Below are 23,491 nucleotides of genomic sequence, written 5' to 3'. Positions count from 1 at the left end.
CCTAAAATATGCTTTCATAAAACAATTTTTTCTTCTTATTATAGCATAATTGCTTTGCATTCTAATTACAGTCGAATCCTAACAGGAAGCTAACGTATTCTTTAGCTTCCTTTTTTGATTAAATTCCGTATTATTGCACATTACTTTATAAGAGGCTTTTTTTCCGATTCCCATTAATTCTCATTGAATTTTTACACACTTCCTCTCATAATAAATTTTTGACACCGAGGAGGGAAAAATGAAGAAAATTAACATTTTGTTAATAGTGATTTTACTACTAACATCATTCACAGTTGTGAATCAAAACGTTGAGGCAGCCTCAAATATTACAATTAATGTTGCAGGAGTAAAGCAATCCTATAGCAACAAAGCGATTATTAAATCTGGGAGCACCTTAGTCCCACTTAGAGGGATTTTTGAGTCATTAGGAGCAACTGTTCAATGGAATCAATCAACGAAAACAATTGATGCATCTAAGGGAAATACAAAAATTTGGTTAAAAATCGGTTCAAAGACTACGAAGGTAAATGGCAAAACTGTTACCATTGCTGTCCCAGCACAAATTGTGAATGGCAGTACGCTCGTTCCACTACGATTTATTAGTGAAGCATTAGGAGCAAATGTACAATGGACACAAGCTTCTAAAACAATTGATATAACGCCTGCTAAAGGCTCCTCAAAAACGATGAAGATACACTTTATCGATGTTGGGCAAGGGGATGCGACGTTAATTCAATCCCCAAACGGCAAAAATATTTTAATTGATGGTGGTCCGCGTTCAGAAGGCAATCAGCTAGTCGCCTATATTAAGTCACTTGGCATATCAAAGCTCGATTATGTCGTCGCTACACATCCAGATGCAGACCATATTGGTGGCCTAATTGCAGTGTTAAATAGTATATCCGTAAGTAAATTTATCAATAGTGGAAAAGATCATACTTCTGAAACCTATATGAACATGCTTTATTTAATTTCAAGTAAAAATATCCCCTATACTGAACCATCATCTGGAACAGTAGTAATGGATGAAAATAATTTGGAATTTTATTTAAAAGTTATTTATGCAAATAAAAATGCAACGGAAAATAATGAAGCTAGCCTTGTTATTAAAGGTGGCTATTGTGGAACAGATGTATTATTAATGGGAGATGCAGGACTTGAAGTTGAAAATATTTTACTGAAGTCAGCAAATAATTTAAAAGTCGACTTATTAAAAGTAGGACATCACGGCTCAAGTTCAAGTAGCTCATTAAATTTCTTAAAGGCAGTTAATCCTGAAGCTACAATTTTAAGCTATGGAAAAGATAATTCCTACGGCCATCCACATCAAACGGTTTTAAACAATATAAACACAGTTGGTTCAAAAATGTATTCAACTGCAACAGAAGGAACAATTATTGCTACGATCGATTGTAATGGCTATAAATTGAATGCGAAGGAATTCAGTGGAGGGAATGTTGCACCGCCAACAGTGCCTTCAAAAACGTATCAAAACTGTACAGAGTTACGTATAGATTACCCAAGTGGTGTGCCAGCAAGCCACCCAGCTTATCAAGCAAAAATGGACCGTGATCAAGACGGTTGGGCTTGTGAGTAAAATAATTCCTTAAAAAAATGAAAAGTGTCCTACAGAAGATCATAATCTTCTGTACAGGACACTTTTTTAATGATTCCATTTACAAGTTATTTACCAGGGATCGTATTGTACGATTCTTTATTCGTATCCCCTTTTTTAACCGCATCTGGATTGTCTATATTTTTTTCTTGACTGTAGTAATGTTTTGCTGCGGCTTTACTTTTTTCACTCTCATATTTTTCACGCTTTAATTGTTTGTCCGCAAGTTCATTAGGTGCTTTCGGTTTGTATTCAATCATCTATTGTACCTCCTAAAAGTATAATAATTATTGTATACACCCTATCTTTACCCGAATGCTTACAAACGAAACTTGCAGCACTGATTTTTTAATGAACTAACGTATATTTAAAACATCCAATTTATCCGGGATAATACCGAACTAGGAAAGGTTAACACTATGCATGAGGGTATATAAAATACCCCATTTCTGCGCATTGATTTTAAAATTATATCCTATTTTCATTTTAATTAAAACTTAAAATATTTATAAAATCACTTTTTATTTAACTTTTTTTCTACTTGATGAAATGTGATGTATAACGCATTATCTTTCGTTTCTATTTCGTTAGGTAACACAATTAGTTTTTTACTTTGTAAGTGAATCATTACTGTATCCGATAAATCTTTTGAATGGGATGCGGAAAATGTAATCCTTTCAGATCTTATCTCGTCAAATGTTGAACAGTCCCAAGTTCTTATATTGATAAAGTTTTGCATAGATAGCATATTTTTTTCATATATCGAAGGATTATTCTTCGGTGTAGCAAAAACTAATATATGTAAAGGCTGATCACTGTCATTTTGGTAACCATGAACATAATTCGTCCAACCAAATACTAAGCTATTTTCTTTCGCCTTAATTTGTCTTTCAAATGAAATGTCATATGTTAATTCACCTTGTAATACAAATGCATGATCTTCACCAAATGGATGAAAATGTGCCTCAATCCCTTTATCGTTGGAATTTATTTGAAAATACAATATCCGATGATTTTTGCAAGAGCTTTCCCAAACTTTTTTGATACTTTGTATTGGATATCATTAACTCCTTTAAATGTACAAGCATTGGATCACCTCCCCTGTATTATACTTCTACCCTTTTTCTGGTAAATCCGTCGAATGACGGAAAAAAACCCTGTTCTCTTTACGAACAGGGAGAATTTTTCTATATAAAAATATAAGATTTCCGACGAAAAACACTTAAGCATACTCCAATAATACATGCATTTAGTAACATCGGTGTCAGCCCATAGCTGATAAATGGTAGTGGAATCGATACAAGCGGCACAACGCCAAATGTCATCGCTATAGCATACACCACCTGCGTAGCAAATAATGTTAGAACGCCCATTACTAGCAGCTTACTAAATGTTTGCGGTTTACTAAAGCTTTGAATTCCAATACGAATAAGAACAAATAAAAGAAGTGCTGCTATAAATAATGCAAGTGCAAAGCCGTATGACTGTATTAAATGAGCAAATACGAAATCGGTATGAGCTTCGGGTGATAATCCCTGTATTTTATTTCCACCGATCCAATTCGCATTTTCTATGATGCTAGAGAATTTCACATATAAATAGCCAGATGTATCCATATACATTTCAGGTTGTAAAAAGCCATTAATCCGGGCTAATTGATAAGGGGCTAAAATACCCTTCTTTGCCATTATAAAAATACTGATAAAGAATGCTACAACTGTACCGAGTATAAGTGTCGCCGCAACGATTTTCTCTCGTTTCGAAAACGTTCCACAAAGAAGCATCACAAATGTCATCACGCTAAAAATAAACAAGACTGGTACATTTGGAATGTTCGCTATTAGAATAAACGCAAATCCAGCAAGCACGATTGCCTGCCATATTTTCATTGACTTCTTTGAAAAAAGAGCAGCCCAGGCGATACAAAATAACGGGAGTGTATACCAAACATGGAGTCTTAAAGGACCAACACGAAGCATAGATTCTCCGTTCACAATTAAATTCGGAAAACACATTATAAGAAGCATTAGTCCTATACCTGCTGCGTAAAAGTAGTACCCATAATTTTTTACTTTTCTAACATCAAAAAGCATAAGCCCCGTGATCATCATAATAGTTAATAGGATGTATATGAAGTTTCTTTCAATGAGCATCGATTTATATTGTAAATCGACTGCAAGGAGTGGCAAAAAGCTTAACATTAAAAGTAGCCCAATAGGCACTACAATCAACCAATCTACTTTAGGCTTATGTAATTTATTAAGTGATTGTCCAAGCGTTGTAGCACTACCCATCTGTGCAACTGCACGATGTTCTGCTTCATCCTCCGAATACCCTTGTGCAAGCCATGCCTTTTTCGCCTGCTTCAAGTGTTGCGTTAACTCTTTTTCTACTTCAATCTTTGCCTCCCTCGAACGAATAAAACTTGTCACCTGCTGCAAAAACTCGTTAAGCTTCATAAATCGTCACCTCCTGTAATAGTGACTTTAAAGACCATCGACCAGTGTCCTTCTTTGTTTGACCACAATATTTTGCCAAGCCCTTTTTTGATAAACGGTAGCTTTTTTCTTCCTTTTCATCCCAGCATCCGATTAGTTCCTCAGCGATTTCCGCTCGATGTAAAATAGTAAAAACGATTCCCTCGTTTTGAAGAAGGCCGTCTACACCCTTTACATGAAGAAGCTGAATAAGCTCGGTTGCTGTTTTTGGCTCATGTAATAGACTTAAAATCTCCTGCTCGATCATCGGCGTCATTTTTGCACGAACGTGTTGTTTTTGTGCTTCTGTAAATTGTACTTCTGAAAACGTATGCTTCTTCATTGCTCGCTTTAAATTTTTTAATTGCTCGTCCATTGAAATGCCTCCAGTTGTTTTTTGAGTAATGCCTTGCCTTTTCTGAGTCTCGTTTTTACAGTATTTTCATTGACGAGTAGGAGACTTGCAATTTCTTTACTCGTATAGTCTTCAAAATAAAATAAATAGATGACTTCACGATAAATGACCGGCAATTGCATAACAGACTTTGCTAATACAGCATCTTCATCATGCTGAACAACCGTTTGCTCGACACTTGTTTGTTCATCAATTGTGTGTAAAATCAGCTCATCTGCAGCTTGTACATTTTGGTTATACCAGCTTTTTAAATAATCCTTCGTATGATTAATCGCGATACGCCAAAGCCATGTCTTCATAGAAGATTTGCCGTTAAACGATGGTAAAGCATTGTAGCATTTCAGAAAAATTTCTTGGGTTAAGTCTTCTGCGATCGCATGCTGATGTACGTATGTATAAGTCAGCTGTAATATATCCTGTCCATAATGCTCCATCAGTTGCTCAATTTTTTGTTCTATCGAGGCAGTCGCATTTGTTATTACAAATTCATCCATGCCATTCCCTCCATTCCAACTATTAGACGAGTACCACATTTTAAAAGTTTGCATTTTTTATAATCGAATTCAGTTATTTAAAATCGTTCAAAAAAATACGAGATATAAATAAACTCCCCCATATGATTTTTTCAACACATGAGGAAGTACTATTTGTAAATTTATTATAGGTAGTAAACTTTATTAAACAAAGCTTCTTGAACACTACCATATTGGTGACCATGTCTTTAAAAATTGCTTCGTTCGATCTTTTCCAATATTCATTAGATTTCTCTTCATTTCTTCATCGATATCAAATTGGGTCGTATTATACTTTTCCATCGGAATAAAGATAATATCCTTTTCGTGCCTACGTGCAATATAGCGATTGTCATGAGCGTTTTTCATTGTAGTAAATAGCGCTTCAAATAGTTGGATCGCGTTGTTTATCTCATGTGGTGACATCTCTTCACTTGCACTGCTTAATTTCAAACCAAGGACTGGTCTTACTTTTACACCATTATCAAAAATCCATAATGGAAAGTTGCTTAATACCCCACCATCAACTATGACCGATTCCCTTCTGCCTGTTTTTAAATACATCGGTTCGAAGAAAAAAGGAAGACCACAGCTCATGCGTAATGCACGAGATATCGGAAATTTTCTACCATCAATGCCGTAATTTTTTAAGTCATCTGGAAAAACAAGTATTTGACCATTCGTTAAATCTGATGCAACTAGCTTTAACGTTCCACTAGGTAAATCACCGAAAGAATAAATACCTTTCGTTTTTAGTTTTTCACAAAACCACTTTTCTAATGCTTTTCCACGATACATCCCAAGGCGCAAATATAAATTAATCCATTTAATAAAAGGAAGCCGAGAAAAAACTTTAGGTGAATCAAGCAATACTTTTGGATTTAACTCATCAAAAACCTTTTCCATTTCTTTTGCGTTAAAGCCAGCTGCAATGAAAGCAGCAAAAATCGCACCAGCACTCGTGCCTGCTACCCGGTTAAATTGGATGCCGCGCTCCTCTAACTCCTGCATAGCCCCAACATAAGCAAAGCCCTTAATACCACCACCCGAGAACACTCCATCAACAAGCATCTGTTCTCCCCTTCAACGCTTTTCTACACTGTAAGTAAAAGAGGAAACATTTAGAACTAACAAACGACAAATTTCAACATATTCCTATTTTTTAGTACATTTTTAATTATGGACATATAATCTTACTTTCTTACTTAGCTTTACACAATTGGGGAATGCTCACGTACAAACTGTAGAAATGGCAATAGCTCCTCATCCCCTTTTTTGTAACACATATACATTTCAATTGTCGGTAAATAGTACAAATCAAACAATAACGATTGAATTTGCTGTGTTTTCAATTCCTCGGCAATTAAAAATCGTGGTAAAAAGGCCATTCCTAAACCTGCCTTAACGAATTGCTTTATATAATAGCTTTGTTCAATATGGAGTTTTCTAACGGATGGATACAATTCCCCAAACATTTTTTCTAAACTTGCAGTTGCTCCCAAATGTCCAATCATTAACGGATATTGGTCGATTAATTCTTGTATAACTAAATATGCCCCTTTATTTTTCGTATGAAATTGTCGTGGATATATGAATTGAAAATCCGATTGTCCTACTCTTTCACTATGACACGATGCTTGGACAGCCTTTTGAAAGCTGAACGTAACTAGCAATTGCTCATTTTCTAACTGATGATTAATGTTCTCGGAATCATCTACGACAATGTTTAACTCATAATTCGGAAATTGAACAGAAAATTTATATAAAATATGTGGTAGATGTGTTTCGACCATAGCTGCTGATAGTCGAATATGTAACTGCTTTACTCGTTGCTGATTCAGTAATTTAACCTGTCTTTTACTATCGGTTACTACATTTAAAATATGAATGGCTGACTTATAAAAGTGCTTGCCTTCCTCTGTTAGCTGTACTTTCGTATGATTTCTGTCAAATAACTGTACATCCAAATACTCTTCTAGCTGTTTAATATGTACTGTAATGCTTGGCTGGGAAATGAATAATTTTTCAGCAGCGACTCGAAAATTTCCTGTTTCAACAGTTGTAACAAACGTCTTCAACAATTTTAAATCCATACGCAGTCCCCTAACTCATTACTATTATTAATCAAACTAATTAAATTTAATTAATTTTCATAAAAATTATACCACGTTAAAGTAAAGGTATTGAAGGAGGGAAAAGTAATGGAACATTTAATTGAAATTTTTAACCGATTTAAAGAAAGAGAAGCTGCTGGAAATAGCCCATTATATGTTTATTGGTGTGGAAAAATTGTAGAAGATCAAGCAATATTAAATCTAATTTCACACATTCCTAAAGAGCAACCAAAGCCTAATTTATTTTTTGCATCCGTGCAATTTGTTGCTGCTCAAAAAAATCACCCACTGTACAGCTACATTCAACATCCTAAACTCTCAATTTATGAATTGGAACAGAGCTTTCAACAGTTAACCAATTTATGTCAGCTATATGAAGTAGAGCTAATTCACTGTTTTCAAACAAAATATGTCCAAACGAATGAAATAAATCGTGCTACCTATTTATATCCGATTTTTAGTGAAATTGCGAAAATGACTAAATTGCCCCTATCATTAATTGAAATTGGTACGAGTGCGGGACTTTTACTAAATTTGGATCATTTTTATTATGCAATTTTGGAAAAAAATTCGGTTATTGAATTTGGAAATCCGAATAGTGATCTTCAGCTCACTGCTCAAAATTTAGGCGAGCCATTAAAATCTGTATTCCCATTTTCAGTACAAAATCGTATTGGCTATGACTTAAACATTATAGATTTAACGAAAGAGGAAGATTATCTCTGGTTGAATGCATTAATTTGGCCAGAGCAAATAGAACGAAAAGAACGCTTAAAACAAGTACGAAAACTAAATCAATCGATAACTAAACAACTTCTCGAAGAGGATTTTTTAACCTCTTTGCCTAACATTACAGCAAAACTTGACGAGACAACGCAAATTGTTATATTCCATACGCATGTTGCCAATCAATTTCCCGAGAAATTAAAGAAAAATTTCTTACAATTATTAAATCAGCTTAGTAACACTCGAGCGATTTATCACGTCTACAACAATCTATTTGATGGTCATTTACATGTTGATTTCATTCAAAATGGCCATACATCATCTTTAAAAGTAATCCAACATTATGATGGACATGGTAAATATTTCGATTGGAATGAACAAACAGAATAAGATTCGTAAAAAACGACAAGAAATCGAATCAATTTCTTGTCGTTTTGCTTATTCCTCATATATCATTTTCTTTGTCATGCCACCATCTACAGTTACATTTGTTCCCGTAATGAAGTTATTACGTGGATCCGTTAAGTATAAACACGTTCTTGCAATGTCGTCGGGACGTCCTACTCGGCCACTCGGATGTTGAGAATGATCAATAGCCCGTAGCTCACTGTAGTCACCTGTTTCAATCCAACCAGGTGCAATACTATTAACCGTTATACCGAACTCCGTAAAGGAAGTAGCTAAGGCATGTGTCAATGCAACAATCCCGCCTTTGGATGCAGCATAGCTTTCAGTATGAGGTTCAGACATAAAGGCCCTTGTTGATGCTAAATTTACGATTGAACTGCCCTTTTTCATATACTTTGCAGCTTCTCGAGCACATAAAAAAACGCTTCGTAAATTTGTGTTAATGATATCATCCCAGTCAGAAAGAGTTAGTTCAAGTGGTGAAATTGATTTCATTTTGCCTGTATTATTAACTAAAATATCAAGGGAACCATAGCGTTTATATGCCATTTCCATTGTATTTTTAACATGTTCCTCACTACATACATCCGTATACAAAAAGAAGGCAGAATATCCTGCTGATAGAAGTTCACCTTCGAGCTGTGTTCCCAAATTCTTTTGTACGTCAGCTAACACGACATTAGCCCCTTCTTTTGCATAATGCTCAGCAATTGATTTTCCGATGCCCTGAGCAGCCCCTGTAATTAAAACTGTTTTATTTTCAAACAAAACGTTAAACCTCCAACTTTTTTATATTTTAATTCTTCATTTATTATATAAATAATTTGATTAGATATTAAATATTTACATCTTACATTCAGTTGAAAAAGTAGTTTTTAAACGTGTTAGAAACATATGTTATGCAAAATAAAAAGATGAGGCTGGGAGGACAGAAGTGGAAATTTCTCTATTTACGGTAAAGTACAGTATTAGAAATTGGATACTTAATAAATTGGTTGTAGTGGAGGGGCGACTCCTGGGGGAATACGCCTGAGACTAGAGGCTCAAGCCACGCCCACGGAAAGCGTCCCCGCAACTGAAACCAATTACAAAAAACATCATTTTTCTCACTCGAGAAAAATGATGTTTTTGTTTTGTCCTAGCCTCATCAAATTGATTTTGAAAATTAAAATCAGCCTATCTATTTATGAGCAGAACATAACTAGGCATATTAATGGAGACGAATGGCTTCCCATGTCGAACGGAAAATTGCAATACAGTTCTGTCAATATTGTACCTGTGTGCAATAGCTATAAAGCTACATTCTATATTTGATTCAGTTGATTGTGAACAAAAGCTCTTAAATACTTTAGGGGAGTATAATTGGCATACTTTTTTCAACTGAATACATTTAGTATAAGCCATATAATATATAACGTAAAATGCATATTTTTTATCTACAAAGAACTTATAGTTATATAAAGAGGGAGCGTCAATATTTTTGTGTAAATGACTTTCCAACCCTTCAGGGTAGAATATCACTTTTTATTTATCTTTCACGTAATCAAATGAATAATTTGTCACTGGCCCATCCTGTCTATTCTGCTGGGTCGTATAGCTTTTCAAAAATCTCCGTAAGTTCTGATCGAGCCTTGTTAAAGCCTAGATGACATCTTGTGGCGAAGCGTTGATTATAGTCCTCAAATTGCGTCACAAGGAAGCGTTCCAGTGATTCTTCATTTGGAAATTGTTCTTTACGTTTCGTATATTTCTTGATTTGTTTATTGAACGATTCAATTAAATTCGTCGAATAAATGCTTCGCCAAATATCTTTAGGAAAGTCATAAAACGTCAGTAAGAACGCATTGTCTGTTAAAGAATTTACGACTTTTGGATACGCTTTTTTCCATGTATCACAAAAAGTATCGAGCGCTTTTTGACCTTTTTCTTTGCTCGCTGCTTTGTAAATCGTTTTGAAATCATCGCAAATAGCCTGGCGATCTTCTACGCGAACTTTATGCGAAATATTACGTGCAACATGCACTAAACATGTCTGGTACTGCGCTTTCGGAAATACAGTTTGAATTGCGTCAACCATGCCTTTTAAACCGTCCGAAATGAATAATAGGACATCTTCTACGCCACGTTCTTTTAATTCTTTCAACAGTTCATGCCAGTTGTATGCAGATTCTGTTGGGGCTATTGTGTAGGCCAGTACTTCTTTTGAGCCATCTTCGCGAATGCCGACGGCAATATACACAGCTTCTTTTGAAACGGTATCACGACGCACAGCGATATAAGTCGCATCTAAATAAACGCAGACGTAACGATTGTACAACGTGCGATTATTGAATGCTGCTACTGTTTCAGAAACAGCCTTTGTCATGTTTGAAATCGTTTGTGGTGTGTAATGATGCCCGTACATTTTCTCGATTAAAGACGAGATTTCAGACATCGTAATGCCTTTTTTGAACAGGTGAATCACGGTTTCTTCGAGCGTATCATTCGTACGTTTATAAGGTGCAACGGTCTGTTGTTTGAATTCACCATTGCGATCACGTGGAATTTGAATCGTCAGCTCACCAAATTCTGTTTTTAACGAGCGTTCGTAAGAACCGTTGCGAGAATTACCTGAATTAAAACCAATGCGATCGTATTTTTCGTAATCAAGGAATTCGGTTAATTCCGTAGCTAGCAGCGAATTCACGGCTGTTTCTAAATGTGAGCGAAAAACTTCAGTTATATCTTGTTTTTGGACTAGAGCTTGAACGATTTCTGTTGTAAACTGATTCATAGGGAAGACCTCTTTTCTGGGATTAGTTGTGGTGACTTAATTCTACCAAGAAAAGGTCTTCCTTTTTCTATGTCTTCAGTTATTTACACAAAATATTTTATACTCTCTATAAAGAAGATGTTTATTAAATGCTATTAACAAAAATTCGACAAATTTATTTTTTCTCTAGAATATAATATGACAATTAACATTAGAAAAAAATTGAATATATTGTAAAATAGTAGTAATGTTTTATGGAAAATTTTAATAATAGGAGGGAAATTCCATGCAGAGCCTATTTATTGCTTCTAAAACAAAGGTTCCTCTCACTTCGCCACACATAATTGAAAAAATGGATTTATATCATACTTTTCGTAATAACAGTTGTAAAAAGGTTACGATATTCCGTGCACCAGCAGGCTATGGTAAAACAACTATTGTAAGCCACTTACTAAGTAAACAGTCAAAAGAAATTGCTTGGGTATCACTCGACCAAGCCGATAATGATCCCATTCGTTTTTGGAAATATACTTTACAAGCTGTAGCAAACGCATTACACACAAATATTGATCAAGAACTCTCTCCTCTTTTACACGCTCAAGATCTTTCGTCACTTGAATATTTTGTCAATTCTTTTGTAGAAGAAATCAATTTTTCTGAAAAAGACTTACGTATTGTGTTAGACGATTATCATTTAATTGATAACCAGATTATCCATCAACTAGTTACACAGTTCATCGAGAACTCACATCACCAAGCGCATATTTATTTAACTACTAGAAGCTCCCTCTCACTTCCAATTGCAAAATGGCGTGTGAAACAATGGGTACAGGAATTCGAAATGGAACATTTACGCTTTAGTATGCAAGAAGCGAAGCAATTTTTTGCTCTGAAAAATTCTCATTTAGCCCATCCAGATATACTCCCACATATTATGAAAAAAACAGAGGGCTGGATTTCCGGTCTAATTTTGGCTAATTTAGCAAATCAATCAGAGACCCCACAACAATGGCAAGAACATGCACAGCCTTTTATTTCTGAATTCTTATGGCAAGAGATTATCACTACGCTTCCACGTTCTACTCAGGATTTTCTTATTCGAACATCATTTTTAAATGAGTTAGAGCCAGATCTTTGTGAGAAATTAACAAATGTAGAACATAGTCGGGGAATACTTGAGGAATTAGAATCAAAAGGTTTATTTACTGTACGTTTACAATCGTCTAAACCTGTTTTTCGTTACCACCATTTATTTCAAGAAGCTCTACAAATCGAACTTAAAAGACAATATTCAAATCGAGAAGTACTGGAAATTGTAGAGCATACTGCAAAACTTTTATATGACAATGGCTATACTAATTCTGCGATTGAATTAGTACTACAATATGGACTATATGAACTTGCTGTTTTTTGGATTTCCACAAACCTTGTATCGATTTATATCGCTGGGCATACCGCAACGTTTTTACGCTGGCTCAATTTACTGCGAAGCAATCAGTATAGAGTTACTTATGAAATGCTTTTACAGGGCTATTTAACGGCTATTTCTATGCTAGAATTTGACACAGCAAATGAATTAATGCAAGAGCTTGATTTTCTCCAAGAAACGGAACAGTGGATGCAAAAAGAAGAAAATTTATCATTAGCTGCAGCTTTTGGAATAACAAAAGCCTATGCCCTCGTTGCATCTGGTGGAGATATTAAAAAGGTCAAAGAAATTTTACGAAACGAATTACCATTGCTAAAAGAAAATACATATACGCGATGGGCTTCCGTGGGGAATTTATATAATTCATTTGAAGTTAAACTTCTACGGACAAGTTTATCTTCAATTGGGAAGCTTCCAGAAATCGAGGAACTACCGGAAATTGTTGCGCTATTTCGTGAAACAAATTTAAATACATTATCTGTAGCAGCGTTTATTTTTGGTATTGCTGCGGAATGTTTATATGAATGGAATTCACTTGAAGAAGCTCAAAAAGAAATGGCAATTACTCTAAAACTAGCTCATCAATATAAAGATCCTTCATTATTTATCCCGATGTACTTTTTAAAGGCAAAAATCTATGCACAACAGTGTCAACTAAACTCTGCGCAGGCAATGCTTACACAACTCTCCCAAGAAATCACAGAAAAACATTGGCACAATTCTATCCAAACTATGAAAGCCTACTGCTATATTCTAGACGGTGATAGCCAAAACGCTGAATTTATCCTACAAAAAACAAAAACAAACCAGCCTTTTTGGCAATTAGTATATGCGCGATTATTGTTATTAAAGGACCAACCTCATGAAGCTTTACCACTCATTATTCAAGTGAAAACTAAAGCACAGTATGAAGGTCAAATAGCGACAATTATTGAAGCAACTGTATTAGAAGCAATTTGCAATTACCGATTAGGAAATAAGAAATTGGCATTAACTACATTACACGAAGCTTTATTACCTGCTTCAAAGTACTATTACGTTAGAACGTTTTTGGATGAGAAGGAAATCATACCACTACTTGATGAATATTTTAAATTAAATTCATTAGAAGAAATGTGGGAGACTGTACCTGCTCATTATTTCGATTATCTTAAAAAAAATTATACGTCCACAAATCTAACTGAAAACGATATACTTACTCCACGTGAAAGAGAGATTTATAATTTATTGGCAGAAGGAATTACAAATCGTGAAATTGCACAACAGCTATATTTATCTGAGGGTACGGTTCGCGTTTATTTATCGAACATTTATAGTAAACTTGGTGTGACTTCAAGAACAAAGGCCATTCTATTAAAAAAGTAGCTAGGCAACTTATTGAAGCTGCTGTCTGTATTTTATACAAAAACAGCAGCTTTTTAAACTCCATTACGTAGAATAACGATTGTACTAGTTCTTCTAACTTTTAAATTTCTACTCCAACATCTTTTTCTCAATATAAAAAAATGTAACCTACAGGAAGGACTAGTTAAAGTGTCCATCTTATAAGCTACATTTTATAGGTATTAATAACTCTTTTTATTATACGTTCAATTTCTTCTTCCAAGTTAATGAATAAATACTTGAAGAAATCGCGATTATAAACAGGATGATTACTAATATAAATACTGTATAGTATGAGCCTGTTGTATCGAAAATAAAACTGAATAAAGTTGTACCAAATGCTACACCTAATGTCGACGAAGACATAATTGTTGTATAAATTGATGCATAATCCATACCGCCGAAAACTTCACGAATAACAATTGGCGGTAATAATGTAGAGCCTGAGAAGCCAATACCGAACAATAAAGCGCCAGCGAATAACATCGCTTAACGGGGCGATACAGCTTCAGACAATTTACTGATCAATTTTGTAATTCCATTGGCTATGTACCAAATTATCAGGTTGAAGTAGAGGAAGCAACAACGATTTTACAGTTAATAAAACATGGTCGAGGTGCTGCCTTTACACCGGAAACATCTGTTGATCTTTATGAAGATCGATTAAAGCATTTACGAATCGAAAATGGGAAATTTACGCGAACAATTGGACTTCTCAAACATAAATACCGCTATGAAACAAAAATTTCAAAAGCGTTTATTGCTCATTGTTACAACTATTTTTCAACTCAAGTAGACAAATTTTAATTAACTAAAAGAAAAGGTTGTCCAAGTATTTTGCCTGGACAACCTCATATTTCATTATTTTTCCCCTCGAAGTGGTATCGACATTTTTCTGCTAACCGTTTTCAATCCAAATTTTTCATAAAATAAAATGGCCTTTTCGTTAAATTCCCACACATTTAATTCTAAATGGTGTACGTCATTCGTATTAGCCCAATCAACACATGCTTGAAATAATTGTTTGCCGATTCCATGCCGGTGATATGCCTCTTTTACTCCAAAATCATTCATATAGGCAAATTTGCGTGGTGTCATTGATTCGAACGTAGGAGATTCCGCAATTTCCATAACGGCAAATCCTACAACCTCTTCGTTTATTTTGGCAAGTAAAATATCACTAGCTGAATCATCAAGTAATTCACAAAAATAATTGTACGGCATGACTTCCTCCACTTGCTTAAAAACATGTGGGAGTGCGATAGCATGTTCATCATGTCCTTCTCTAACAATTGAATTTACCGTATGAAAATCACTTTTTTGTGCTTTTACAATATGTATATTCACCAATTTCTCTCCCTTCTTCACTTAAAATATAATGCATTACTTCTTCGATATAACAATCTAAAGGTTGACTGCTATCAACGATTAAGTAACGTTGATCCTGTGGCTTTTTACTGCCTTCTACTGCATATGTAAATTGATCGATTGATAAAATTTCTTTAATTTGACTTCTTTTTCGCTGACGATTTTTTAGTCGTACATTAATCTCATCAAAATTATTGAGATAGCATTCAACATATTTGTAGTGTGCTTCATATGTGTGTGCTAAGTTCGTTCCCTTCATTATTATTTCTTCATACAAACATGGACTATCAAAAATGATATTATGCCCTTGTGCCAGTAATGATTCAATTAAAGTCCAATCGAGATGATAGGAAATTTTACCGGCTTGCTTCGCGTCCATTTCAATTTCTTCTGTCACATCAAGAAAAGCAGACTTGATAATGTCATGATCAATAATAATAGCTCCAGTTCTTTTCGCAATTTCTCGAGCGAGCGTTGATTTTCCTGCTCCAGGGAAACCTGCCATTTGTATAAAAAACATCGAAATTCTCCAATTTTGTAATGATTTTTGTTGTCGTATGAAATTCAATCAAATAACGTTTCTTTTTCAGGAAAATGTAAAAATTCAAAGACCGTTTGTAATTGGGATTTGGTATTTCTTGAAGAAGATAGCACCGGTAAATTATATTCCGAAAAGAATTGTACATCGTTCGTTTCAATGCCAATTGTCGCTTCTCCTCCTATAATCTCGCATAAAACAAAAATCTTATAAAAATGATATGGATCTGGCGGATGTGGGTGCTTATTTTTATCGAGTATAGCTAGTATTCTCTTTGGAATCGCATCAAAACCTGTTTCCTCTTTTATTTCCTTGACGATATTTTCTCCTGCTGATAATCCGACATCACAAAATCCCCCAGGAAGCGCCCATTTCTCATCACTTTTTTCTTTCACGAGTAAAATTTGGTTGTTTCGAAAAATGACACCACGAACATCGACTTTGGGTGTTTGGTAGCCCGTTTCATTGGTGAATAAGTGCTTTATTTTCGTTTCGTCTAAATCTGTATAATGTGCCATAATTTCAACACTTACTTGCCTTAGCTCCTCGTATCTTTCTAAATCATGAACGTTTTTTGAAAAGGCTATGCCTGTTTGAGAGATTGCTTGAATTTTTTTTGCCCAATCCAACCATTTATTATGCATCAACGATTACCTCTTTTTCTCTAGTATTTCTCACCGAATGTATTAGAACAGCCTTTATTTTTAATTAATTGTACGAGTAATTATTCTATATTTAACTATTAAATTCCTTTATGTGCCTTATAACGAGACAAAAAGCATGATTGTATTTTGTTACAATCCTGCTTTTCTTTAATTAATCTTCTACTTCAATTTTTAATATTTTCCCTGTTTTAGCATGGATCTTATATTCATACTCGACATTGTTGTGTATGAATGTAATTTTGTAAAAACGAAGATGATCGTCATTTTCCATTTCGATATCCGATACATATCCTTGACCATTCATATGTGCCTTGGCTATTTCAGCTGCTTTTGTCTGTGAAATAAATTTACTATGCCCTTTTGCTTTTCCATGTTTATGAAGTGCCTTATTTTTAATTGGTTCCCGATCAGTTATTTTCACGTACCCATTTAGTGCGTCCACCTTTAATTCAATTTTTTCTTTTGTAGTTTTGATTTCAATTTCATAATGTGGATTTCGTTTATCGTTTTCATATTCAAAATCGACAATTTTTCCATTTACGACATTTAACGCAAGTTCTTTTGCTTGTGAAGCAGAAATGTGTTTTGTTGTTGCTGCCTCGGACTCAATTGGTTGACCAAATAACGTACTGCCAGATAATCCAATTACTGCTGTTGCCACAATAAGTGTTTTTTTCATAATTGATCTCCTTTACTATGTGATACGGATATCATACCCCTTTAAAATTAACGGAAGATTATAAAATTATTAGAATTTAATGAGAAAAATTACAAGAAAATAACAGATGTGACAAGAAGCAAATATTTTCCTTGATAAATTAGACCTTTGGATGAATCATATCATTTAATTTAAATTTTAGCTCTCACAATATATCGTTGGAACGTAATTGGTAAGCCATTACTCGTGGCATTTTGATTAAACAACAAAGTAATTTGCTCGATGTTTTTGGCAATTAAAGTATTGATGATAATGGGATTTTGACCAAAACACCGAAGCTTTATGACATCTATCGGTGAATGTAAGTATTCTATGCTATCGAAAATTTCAATTTCTGTAGTTGAGAAATGACTTGAATGGAGGCGATTCTTCACTAATTGAAATGTATTTGCTGTTGATTGTTTAAATAGGTGAGGAAATATATGTGGAAGTTCCTTACCTGTGTTATCCCCAGGATGAAGCCCTACTACATAACCGCCCTTTTTTACAACATCTTTCAGCGGTGGATAAGCAGACGTAGGTCCCTTACGAATATAGGCACAATCAAATGTATTTTGTTCAAAAGGTAACCCCTTTTTAGAATTTCCATTTACAAAGGAAACATTTTTAGTGTGAAGCGTTTTTCCAGTAGCGATAAAATCATCGGTTATATCAAAGCCTATTACCTCTTTTGCTTTTTGACCACATTGAATAGTAAATTCACCATGCCCACATCCAACATCTAATACTTTCTTTCCTGTTATGATGTGCATCACTTCTTCATCAAAACGTTTCTCTCCATTTGGTTCAGTGATGGTGGCGTTCCACGAATACTCGTATTTCCTTTGTAATTGACCAAGTTGTTTATACCATTTGATTGAGTGAGGTTCTAACCAATTTGAATGGCTTGTTGGATCTAGTAATTTCACCGTCTCATCTCCTCTATAAAGTTTCCCTACAAATAAAATTACAATATATGTTAAAATTATACACTATCATTACAAATATAATTTGAGAAATAAAGGAGGACTTTTAATGACATTACCAATCAAATTGGTACGATTTAATGGAGAAAAGCGTGAGCTCATTAATTTACTTTGCACAAATGCATGGAACTTTCATAGCTCTCCGAAAGTTGACGCTTCATCAATTGAGAAAAAGGTAGATATAGGCTTTTATGAAAATGAACGCGAAGCCTATTGGATTATTCATAATTCTGAGAAGATAGGTTTTTTAATTATCGAAGATATTGAGGATTCAATCCCATTGTTTGATCTTCGTCTTACTACAGCCATAAGGGGTAAGGGCATAGGGTTGCACGTCTTATTATGGCTTCAAGATTATTTATTTGGCGAAAAAGCGAAAATTCGGATTGAGGCCTATACACGTGCAGATAATTTAGCGATGAGAAAATGCTTAATGAAGGCAGGTTTTGTTAAGGAGGGCTATTTACGGAATGCTTGGGAAAACGACGATGGCACGATTCATGACTCCGTATTATACGCTGTCATTTTTGAGGATTGGAAAAATAAAACGATTTCGGATATTAAATTATTTGATTTACCATTTTAATTCATCGAGTTGATTTCTCAATTTTTATACAGTATTTTTGCATTGGGATTTGTTTACATAATATTTTTATAAATTTCTTCACATAAAATGAACTTTCTTCCTTTTTCATTTGTATAGTTCATGAAAGTAGTATTATTACAATTTCAAATTAGAAAGGAAGCGTTATTATGGGTATTGGTTTCATTCTTTCGATGATTGTTATGATTTTAGCTATTATCATTATTTTAGTTGTTATTTTTCCATTTGATCGAAAATACGTTGTGCGAGAAAACCGTAAAATTAATTACAAAAAGACAACAATTTATTTGCGTTGGAATGTTTTTGACACGCTCTCATTGCTTATTGCCATTTATACGATTATTTGCGTGCAAGTATTAAATATCCTTATTTCAACTGGGCAAACAATCGAAAATCCATTTGTCCAATTTTTTACGAATCAATCACAGGCTTGGGTTATCGTTACAGTCGCTTATTTAATAACAAGAATATCTGCTACTATTAAATGTATAAAGGCGAACTTTGGAGAAATTCCACATGAAAAGTAATGAGGATTTGATGATTGAATATCAGGAGGGAAATGTTGAGGCGTTATCGATTTTATATGAGCGCCTCTATGAGCCTCTATACTGCTTTTTATTTCGTTATACACGAGAAGAGCAAATTAGCGTAGATACGGTGCATGATGTATTTGAAGTTCTACAGAAAAAGAAGCATGTATATAACGTAAAAAAAGGGACAATCAAAACATTTTCATTTCAAATTGCCTATCGTTTATTATTGAATAAACTTAACCGCAAGAAAAGATGGCAAAGTGTGCTCCCTTTTTTATTGCCAACTTATAAAAAACAGTTACCGCATGAAGATACTTTGATCATTCAACAGGCGATTGAAAATCTTCCTGACAAACAAAAGGCTGTTATTTTACTCGCCTATTATGAAGATTTAACCCAGGAGGAAATTGCTGTTGTTTTATCAATTCCCCCTGGCACAGTTAAATCACGTTTACATAATGCGATAAAAGCGTTAAAACAGGCATTAAAGGAGGATTTTAAACATGAAAGATGAATGGAAAGATGAGAAAGTACTCGTAAAAATGTTAGATCAATATGAAGTGAAAGTTCCTATTGATAAACTCGCTGCTACGCCATCTAAATATCTTCGTTTCATTCGTTATTTAACTTCTCCCGCTAAAGATCCGTTAGATCTAGTAACCGAAAGTGTTAGAGGGTATCAATTGGCGAAACTTCTCCCATTAGGATGCGGGCTTTTCCTTGCTATTTTACAAGGAATATTGTTTTTGTAATGCGTATCATAAATTGAACAAAGGCTTCCTAATGAAAGGAAGCCTCTTTTTCATGCTATTATAATTCTTGTCGTAAAGCTTGCATAACTTCTATTTTCGTTGCTTTTCGTGCAGGACGTACACCTGATAATACCGCTACCCCAATGCTAAGTGTTGAAGCAATAAGCACTAATTGTACAGGAATGTACGAAAGGATAATTCCTTCTAAATTGGCATCCTTCTGACCAAAAATTTCTGAAACAACAAATGGCATTAGTGCATTCACTGTAAAGCTGAACGCATATGAAATGATTAATGCAAGTACCGTACCAATAACGCCGATCATTAAGCTTTCCATTAAAAATAATCGCTGTATTAATTTTGGACTAGCTCCGATTGCCTTCATCACACCAATTTCTCGCGTACGTTCTGTAACCGCCATCGTCATCGTATTAAAGATCCCGATAGATGCGATTAATACCGCTACTGCCCCAACAAATACTAATCCGATCTTCATAATTGAATAAACGACGTTAATCTCGTCTAATTGCTCAGTAATCGAGTACAAACGGTAGCCATCATCACGTAGTGTTTTTAATAACCCTTCTACATGCTCAAGTTCTGTTGCAAAGATGACCATTTCATCTACAAATTTCTCTTCCCCTGGACCAACTGTTAACGCAGTATCTAACCACTGTTGATTTCCTTCTGGCAACATGATTTTTGTATCAATTGCCCATTCATACGCTGGCTTTGGTAATACGCCCACAATTGTATAAGTTTTTGACTCACTATATTCACTATTTTCAGTAAATGATTTTACTTTCATTGTAATTTTTTTACCAATTAATGATTGTTTGTAGCCCTCTTCAGCACCGTCATACCATTCATTGTTTGCTTCTGCTTCTGCACTTTTTTGCGCAATAATTTCGCGGTCTGCATCATTTAATAAATGCTGTGCAAAGTGGTAACCGACAACGATTTCGTTATCTGCCTTTGGGAAAGAGCCTTCTGCTAATTCATCATTAACAGCCGCATATTTTTTAAAGTTTGTCATCATAAGCTCTGTTTGAATGTCCCGATCATCTAATTGGGAATTTGCCTCAGCCGATACGCGTGTTATCGTACGCACATTTTGTACATGCTCTAGTTGCTCTATTTTAGTAATATCTTCATCCGTTAATTGTTGTCCATTCATAAGCTCTATACTTGTTACATTTTCATTCGTTAAAATATCATTCAACACCGTTTTATGTAACCCATATCCAATCGATGCTAAAATAATTAAAAATGCACAGCCCATCGTCGCTGCAAGAATCGTCATCGAAACGCGTAACTTATTTTTCTTTATATGCTGCTTGACGAAATCATATTGGTCCTTAAATAACATTGCTATTTGCCTCCATTTCTAGCTTGCCGTTTTGCATTCGATAAGTTCTGTTCGCAATGGAAGCAACTTCTTCATCGTGTGTAATAATCACAAAGGTTAAATTAAGTTCACGATTTAACTGTTGAATAAGCAGCAAAATATCTTGTTCGGTTTCTGTATCTAAACTTCCTGTTGGTTCATCTGCCAGTAAAATGGGGGCATTTGTAATAAGAGCTCGTGCAATACTTACACGCTGCTGTTGACCACCAGAAAGTTCTTTAGGATAATGATCTGCTACTGCTGTTAAGCCAACACGCTCTAATATATCGCGTACGCGCTTAGATCGTGCTTTTTGATTCATTCCTTGAAGTTTAAGTGGTAGCTCCACATTTTCAAATGTCGTTAAACTCGGCATGAGTTGGAAATTTTGAAAAATGAACCCGAAGTTTTTAAGGCGAAATGCCGCGCTTTCGACTTCAGTCATCCCTACCATTTGTTTGCCATTAACTAGGATTGATCCTTTCTTCGCCTTCATAAAACCGGCTAACAATTGCAGTAATGTTGATTTACCTGAACCACTTTTACCAACAATCGATACAATTTCACCCGCTTCAACTTGTAAGCTTATACCTTGTAATACTGGTACTTCATTTTCCTGTCCCTTTCTTCCTATCGTAAATGCATGTTGTAAATTTTCAATTTGTATCATCATACCGCTCCCTTTCATACATTCAGTGTACAGGTGGAATCTTAATAAACAGTTAGTGAAAATATGAAGAATTTCTTAAGAAATTTGATAGAAATTAGCTAACATGGTTGCGTTGTCCCAAATTTGTTATAATGTCTAGAATTCAAAGCTTAGAACTATTTTTAAGGGAGGTTTAATGACTTGAACAAACAAACTGAAATATTTTTTGCATTTTTTCGCCCTAGCATTGTCGGTTTTGGTGGCGGACCAGCTACGATCCCACTTGTCCATAAGGAAGTTGTCGAAACATATGGCTTTATGACAGACGAGGAATTTACAGATATACTGGCAATTGGCAACACATTACCCGGTCCGATCATTACAAAAATGGCTGGTTACATTGGCTATCGTGTAGGTGGGATGCTTGGCTTAATCAATGCCGTTTTAGCAACAATTTTACCAAGTGCAATTATGCTAGTTTTGTTATTAACCTTATTAAATGAATATAAGGATTTGCCGTTTATTATCGGCATGACAAATGGTGTTGTACCTATTGTAGGTGTGATGATGGCCGTATTAACGTGGAATTATTTTAGTAAATCACAAAAATCGTTAGGTTGGAAATTAAGTGGACTTATTTTAGGAATATCATTTATTACGATTATCTTATTAAATATACATCCTGGAATTGTAGTCATTGCGTTGCTACTTTTCGCATTGCTTTTACCGGTTAAAAGGAGTCATGAAACATGATCTATATACATATATTTTTAGCTTTCTTTATACCGAATATGATTGGCTACGGTGGTGGACCGGCAACCATTCCGTTAATTGAACACGAGGTCGTTAATAAGTATCATTGGATGACTACCGCTGAATTTAGTGACACATTTGCAATTGGTAATGCACTACCTGGACCAATTGCTACAAAAATTGCTGCTTATGTTGGCTTTGAGCAAGGCGGTTTACTTGGTGCTGCAATCGCTCTTTTTGCAACCGTTGCACCATCGCTGTCATTAATGATGATTTTACTCGGCATTCTGTATCGCAATCGTCATTCTCCACGAGTAAAACGTTTGTCCACATTTGTTTTACCTGCTGTTGTTATTTTAATGGCAGATTTAACGTTCGATTTCTTCAAGACATCCGTCAATTTAATCGAGTGGCTACCAACGATTTTAATTGCCATAGCAAGCTTTATTGCAATGGAAAAATTTAAAGTACACCCCGCGCTCGTTATTTTCTTCGGGTTATGTATCGGTGGAATATTTTTAAGTGGGGTTTAATGAAATCACACTTCATTTAGGCAAAAATGAAAGGATAGATGAACAGGACAATAAACCTGTGTCATCTATCCTATTTTTACAACATATAGCTTCTTCAAATCTAATTGAATTTTATATTTTTCTTTAACGAGTTTTCTACTAAAGCATACAGTAACCCTGCCATACTAAAAAATATAATTGAACTAATCATACTTA

General features: G+C 34.8%; 26 protein-coding genes and 1 pseudogene. 10 read left to right on the top strand and 17 right to left on the bottom strand.

Going from position 1 to position 23,491, the window contains the following annotated elements; all coding sequences use genetic code 11:
* The first annotated feature begins 238 nt into the window (after window positions 1-238).
* Window positions 239-1,597, top strand: coding sequence for a stalk domain-containing protein (locus MKZ17_RS10605; protein ID WP_340723706.1), 1,359 nt, complete (start codon window positions 239-241; stop codon window positions 1,595-1,597).
* 86 nt (window positions 1,598-1,683) lie between these two features.
* On the opposite strand, the gene MKZ17_RS10600 is transcribed toward MKZ17_RS10605, so the two are convergent.
* The 7 genes from MKZ17_RS10600 to MKZ17_RS10570 form a co-directional block, all read right to left on the bottom strand.
* Window positions 1,684-1,875, bottom strand: a complete 192-nt coding sequence (locus MKZ17_RS10600) for a hypothetical protein (RefSeq protein WP_340723705.1) — start codon at window positions 1,873-1,875, stop codon at window positions 1,684-1,686.
* A gap of 254 nt (window positions 1,876-2,129) precedes the next feature.
* Window positions 2,130-2,618, bottom strand: a complete 489-nt coding sequence (locus MKZ17_RS10595; protein ID WP_340723704.1) for a cupin domain-containing protein — start codon at window positions 2,616-2,618, stop codon at window positions 2,130-2,132.
* A gap of 184 nt (window positions 2,619-2,802) precedes the next feature.
* Window positions 2,803-4,074, bottom strand: coding sequence for an FtsW/RodA/SpoVE family cell cycle protein (locus MKZ17_RS10590; RefSeq protein WP_340723703.1), 1,272 nt, complete (start codon window positions 4,072-4,074; stop codon window positions 2,803-2,805).
* Window positions 4,064-4,468: a transcriptional regulator gene (locus MKZ17_RS10585; protein WP_340723702.1), complete on the bottom strand. Its 405-nt coding sequence runs from the start codon at window positions 4,466-4,468 to the stop codon at window positions 4,064-4,066. The genes MKZ17_RS10590 and MKZ17_RS10585 overlap by 11 nt, the downstream gene beginning before the upstream one ends.
* Window positions 4,453-5,001 carry a sigma-70 family RNA polymerase sigma factor gene (locus MKZ17_RS10580; protein ID WP_340723701.1) on the bottom strand — a complete coding sequence of 183 codons (549 nt, stop codon included), beginning with the start codon at window positions 4,999-5,001 and terminating at the stop codon, window positions 4,453-4,455. The genes MKZ17_RS10585 and MKZ17_RS10580 overlap by 16 nt, the downstream gene beginning before the upstream one ends.
* Before the next feature lie 204 nt (window positions 5,002-5,205).
* Window positions 5,206-6,090, bottom strand: a complete 885-nt coding sequence (locus MKZ17_RS10575) for a patatin-like phospholipase family protein (protein ID WP_340723700.1) — start codon at window positions 6,088-6,090, stop codon at window positions 5,206-5,208.
* 140 nt (window positions 6,091-6,230) lie between these two features.
* The gene (locus MKZ17_RS10570; RefSeq protein WP_340723699.1) at window positions 6,231-7,112 is read right to left on the bottom strand and encodes a LysR family transcriptional regulator; all 882 of its coding nucleotides are present in this window, start codon (window positions 7,110-7,112) and stop codon (window positions 6,231-6,233) included.
* Window positions 7,113-7,220: 108 nt separating this feature from the next.
* Between MKZ17_RS10570 and MKZ17_RS10565 the strand changes: the two genes are divergently transcribed.
* Window positions 7,221-8,249 carry a DUF2332 domain-containing protein gene (locus MKZ17_RS10565; RefSeq protein ID WP_340723698.1) on the top strand — a complete coding sequence of 343 codons (1,029 nt, stop codon included), beginning with the start codon at window positions 7,221-7,223 and terminating at the stop codon, window positions 8,247-8,249.
* Window positions 8,250-8,297: 48 nt separating this feature from the next.
* Here the strand turns inward: MKZ17_RS10565 and MKZ17_RS10560 are convergent, their stop codons facing one another.
* Both MKZ17_RS10560 and MKZ17_RS10555 read right to left on the bottom strand, forming a co-directional pair.
* Window positions 8,298-9,035 (bottom strand): SDR family oxidoreductase, encoded by a 738-nt coding sequence (locus MKZ17_RS10560; RefSeq protein WP_340723697.1) that lies wholly within the window; start codon window positions 9,033-9,035, stop codon window positions 8,298-8,300.
* Window positions 9,036-9,843: 808 nt separating this feature from the next.
* Complete coding sequence (locus MKZ17_RS10555) at window positions 9,844-11,040, bottom strand: IS256 family transposase (protein ID WP_445326895.1); 1,197 nt, start codon at window positions 11,038-11,040, stop codon at window positions 9,844-9,846.
* A gap of 265 nt (window positions 11,041-11,305) precedes the next feature.
* Between MKZ17_RS10555 and MKZ17_RS10550 the strand changes: the two genes are divergently transcribed.
* On the top strand, window positions 11,306-13,813 hold the full coding sequence (locus MKZ17_RS10550) for a LuxR C-terminal-related transcriptional regulator (protein ID WP_340723696.1): 2,508 nt from the start codon (window positions 11,306-11,308) through the stop codon (window positions 13,811-13,813).
* A 216-nt stretch (window positions 13,814-14,029) separates the two neighbouring features.
* On the opposite strand, the gene MKZ17_RS10545 is transcribed toward MKZ17_RS10550, so the two are convergent.
* Entirely contained in the window at window positions 14,030-14,317 is a 288-nt protein-coding gene (locus tag MKZ17_RS10545) for a hypothetical protein (RefSeq protein WP_340723695.1), read from the bottom strand.
* 24 nt (window positions 14,318-14,341) lie between these two features.
* On the opposite strand from MKZ17_RS10545, the pseudogene MKZ17_RS10540 reads away from it, so the two are divergent.
* Window positions 14,342-14,638 (top strand): annotated as a pseudogene (locus MKZ17_RS10540) (LysR family transcriptional regulator substrate-binding protein); the annotation flags it as partial.
* A 54-nt stretch (window positions 14,639-14,692) separates the two neighbouring features.
* Here MKZ17_RS10540 and MKZ17_RS10535 read toward each other — a convergent pair.
* From MKZ17_RS10535 to MKZ17_RS10515, 5 genes are all read right to left on the bottom strand, one after another.
* Complete coding sequence (locus MKZ17_RS10535) at window positions 14,693-15,178, bottom strand: GNAT family N-acetyltransferase (protein ID WP_340723694.1); 486 nt, start codon at window positions 15,176-15,178, stop codon at window positions 14,693-14,695.
* Window positions 15,144-15,719: an AAA family ATPase gene (locus tag MKZ17_RS10530; RefSeq protein ID WP_340723693.1), complete on the bottom strand. Its 576-nt coding sequence runs from the start codon at window positions 15,717-15,719 to the stop codon at window positions 15,144-15,146. Before MKZ17_RS10530 ends, MKZ17_RS10535 begins: the two co-directional genes overlap by 35 nt.
* Before the next feature lie 44 nt (window positions 15,720-15,763).
* Window positions 15,764-16,381, bottom strand: a complete 618-nt coding sequence (locus MKZ17_RS10525) for an NUDIX hydrolase (RefSeq protein WP_340723692.1) — start codon at window positions 16,379-16,381, stop codon at window positions 15,764-15,766.
* Window positions 16,382-16,553: 172 nt separating this feature from the next.
* Window positions 16,554-17,081, bottom strand: coding sequence for a PepSY domain-containing protein (locus MKZ17_RS10520; RefSeq protein WP_340723690.1), 528 nt, complete (start codon window positions 17,079-17,081; stop codon window positions 16,554-16,556).
* A gap of 170 nt (window positions 17,082-17,251) precedes the next feature.
* The gene (locus MKZ17_RS10515; protein ID WP_340723689.1) at window positions 17,252-18,028 is read right to left on the bottom strand and encodes a methyltransferase domain-containing protein; all 777 of its coding nucleotides are present in this window, start codon (window positions 18,026-18,028) and stop codon (window positions 17,252-17,254) included.
* Between the two features lie 106 nt (window positions 18,029-18,134).
* On the opposite strand from MKZ17_RS10515, the gene MKZ17_RS10510 reads away from it, so the two are divergent.
* From MKZ17_RS10510 to MKZ17_RS10495, 4 genes are all read left to right on the top strand, one after another.
* Window positions 18,135-18,671 (top strand): GNAT family N-acetyltransferase, encoded by a 537-nt coding sequence (locus MKZ17_RS10510; RefSeq protein WP_340723688.1) that lies wholly within the window; start codon window positions 18,135-18,137, stop codon window positions 18,669-18,671.
* A 167-nt stretch (window positions 18,672-18,838) separates the two neighbouring features.
* A complete protein-coding gene (locus MKZ17_RS10505) occupies window positions 18,839-19,216 on the top strand; it encodes a group-specific protein (RefSeq protein WP_340723687.1) in 378 nt (125 codons plus the stop codon).
* A gap of 10 nt (window positions 19,217-19,226) precedes the next feature.
* Entirely contained in the window at window positions 19,227-19,736 is a 510-nt protein-coding gene (locus tag MKZ17_RS10500; protein WP_340725536.1) for an RNA polymerase sigma factor, read from the top strand.
* Window positions 19,726-19,974, top strand: a complete 249-nt coding sequence (locus MKZ17_RS10495; RefSeq protein WP_340723686.1) for a hypothetical protein — start codon at window positions 19,726-19,728, stop codon at window positions 19,972-19,974. The genes MKZ17_RS10500 and MKZ17_RS10495 overlap by 11 nt, the downstream gene beginning before the upstream one ends.
* Before the next feature lie 58 nt (window positions 19,975-20,032).
* Here the strand turns inward: MKZ17_RS10495 and MKZ17_RS10490 are convergent, their stop codons facing one another.
* Window positions 20,033-21,343 (bottom strand): ABC transporter permease, encoded by a 1,311-nt coding sequence (locus MKZ17_RS10490; protein ID WP_340723685.1) that lies wholly within the window; start codon window positions 21,341-21,343, stop codon window positions 20,033-20,035.
* Window positions 21,333-22,031 (bottom strand): ABC transporter ATP-binding protein, encoded by a 699-nt coding sequence (locus MKZ17_RS10485; RefSeq protein ID WP_340723684.1) that lies wholly within the window; start codon window positions 22,029-22,031, stop codon window positions 21,333-21,335. Before MKZ17_RS10485 ends, MKZ17_RS10490 begins: the two co-directional genes overlap by 11 nt.
* Before the next feature lie 180 nt (window positions 22,032-22,211).
* Between MKZ17_RS10485 and MKZ17_RS10480 the strand changes: the two genes are divergently transcribed.
* Together MKZ17_RS10480 and MKZ17_RS10475 are read left to right on the top strand one after the other, a co-directional pair.
* Window positions 22,212-22,763: a chromate transporter gene (locus tag MKZ17_RS10480; protein ID WP_340723683.1), complete on the top strand. Its 552-nt coding sequence runs from the start codon at window positions 22,212-22,214 to the stop codon at window positions 22,761-22,763.
* On the top strand, window positions 22,760-23,296 hold the full coding sequence (locus MKZ17_RS10475; protein ID WP_340723682.1) for a chromate transporter: 537 nt from the start codon (window positions 22,760-22,762) through the stop codon (window positions 23,294-23,296). Before MKZ17_RS10480 ends, MKZ17_RS10475 begins: the two co-directional genes overlap by 4 nt.
* Window positions 23,297-23,491 lie beyond the last annotated feature (195 nt).

This window comes from Solibacillus sp. FSL R7-0682 (assembly GCF_038005985.1).
Taxonomy (GTDB): Bacteria; Bacillota; Bacilli; order Bacillales_A; family Planococcaceae; genus Solibacillus.
The sequence above is the reverse complement of the archived record's forward strand: the minus strand, read 5'-3'. Positions and strand labels throughout refer to the sequence as shown.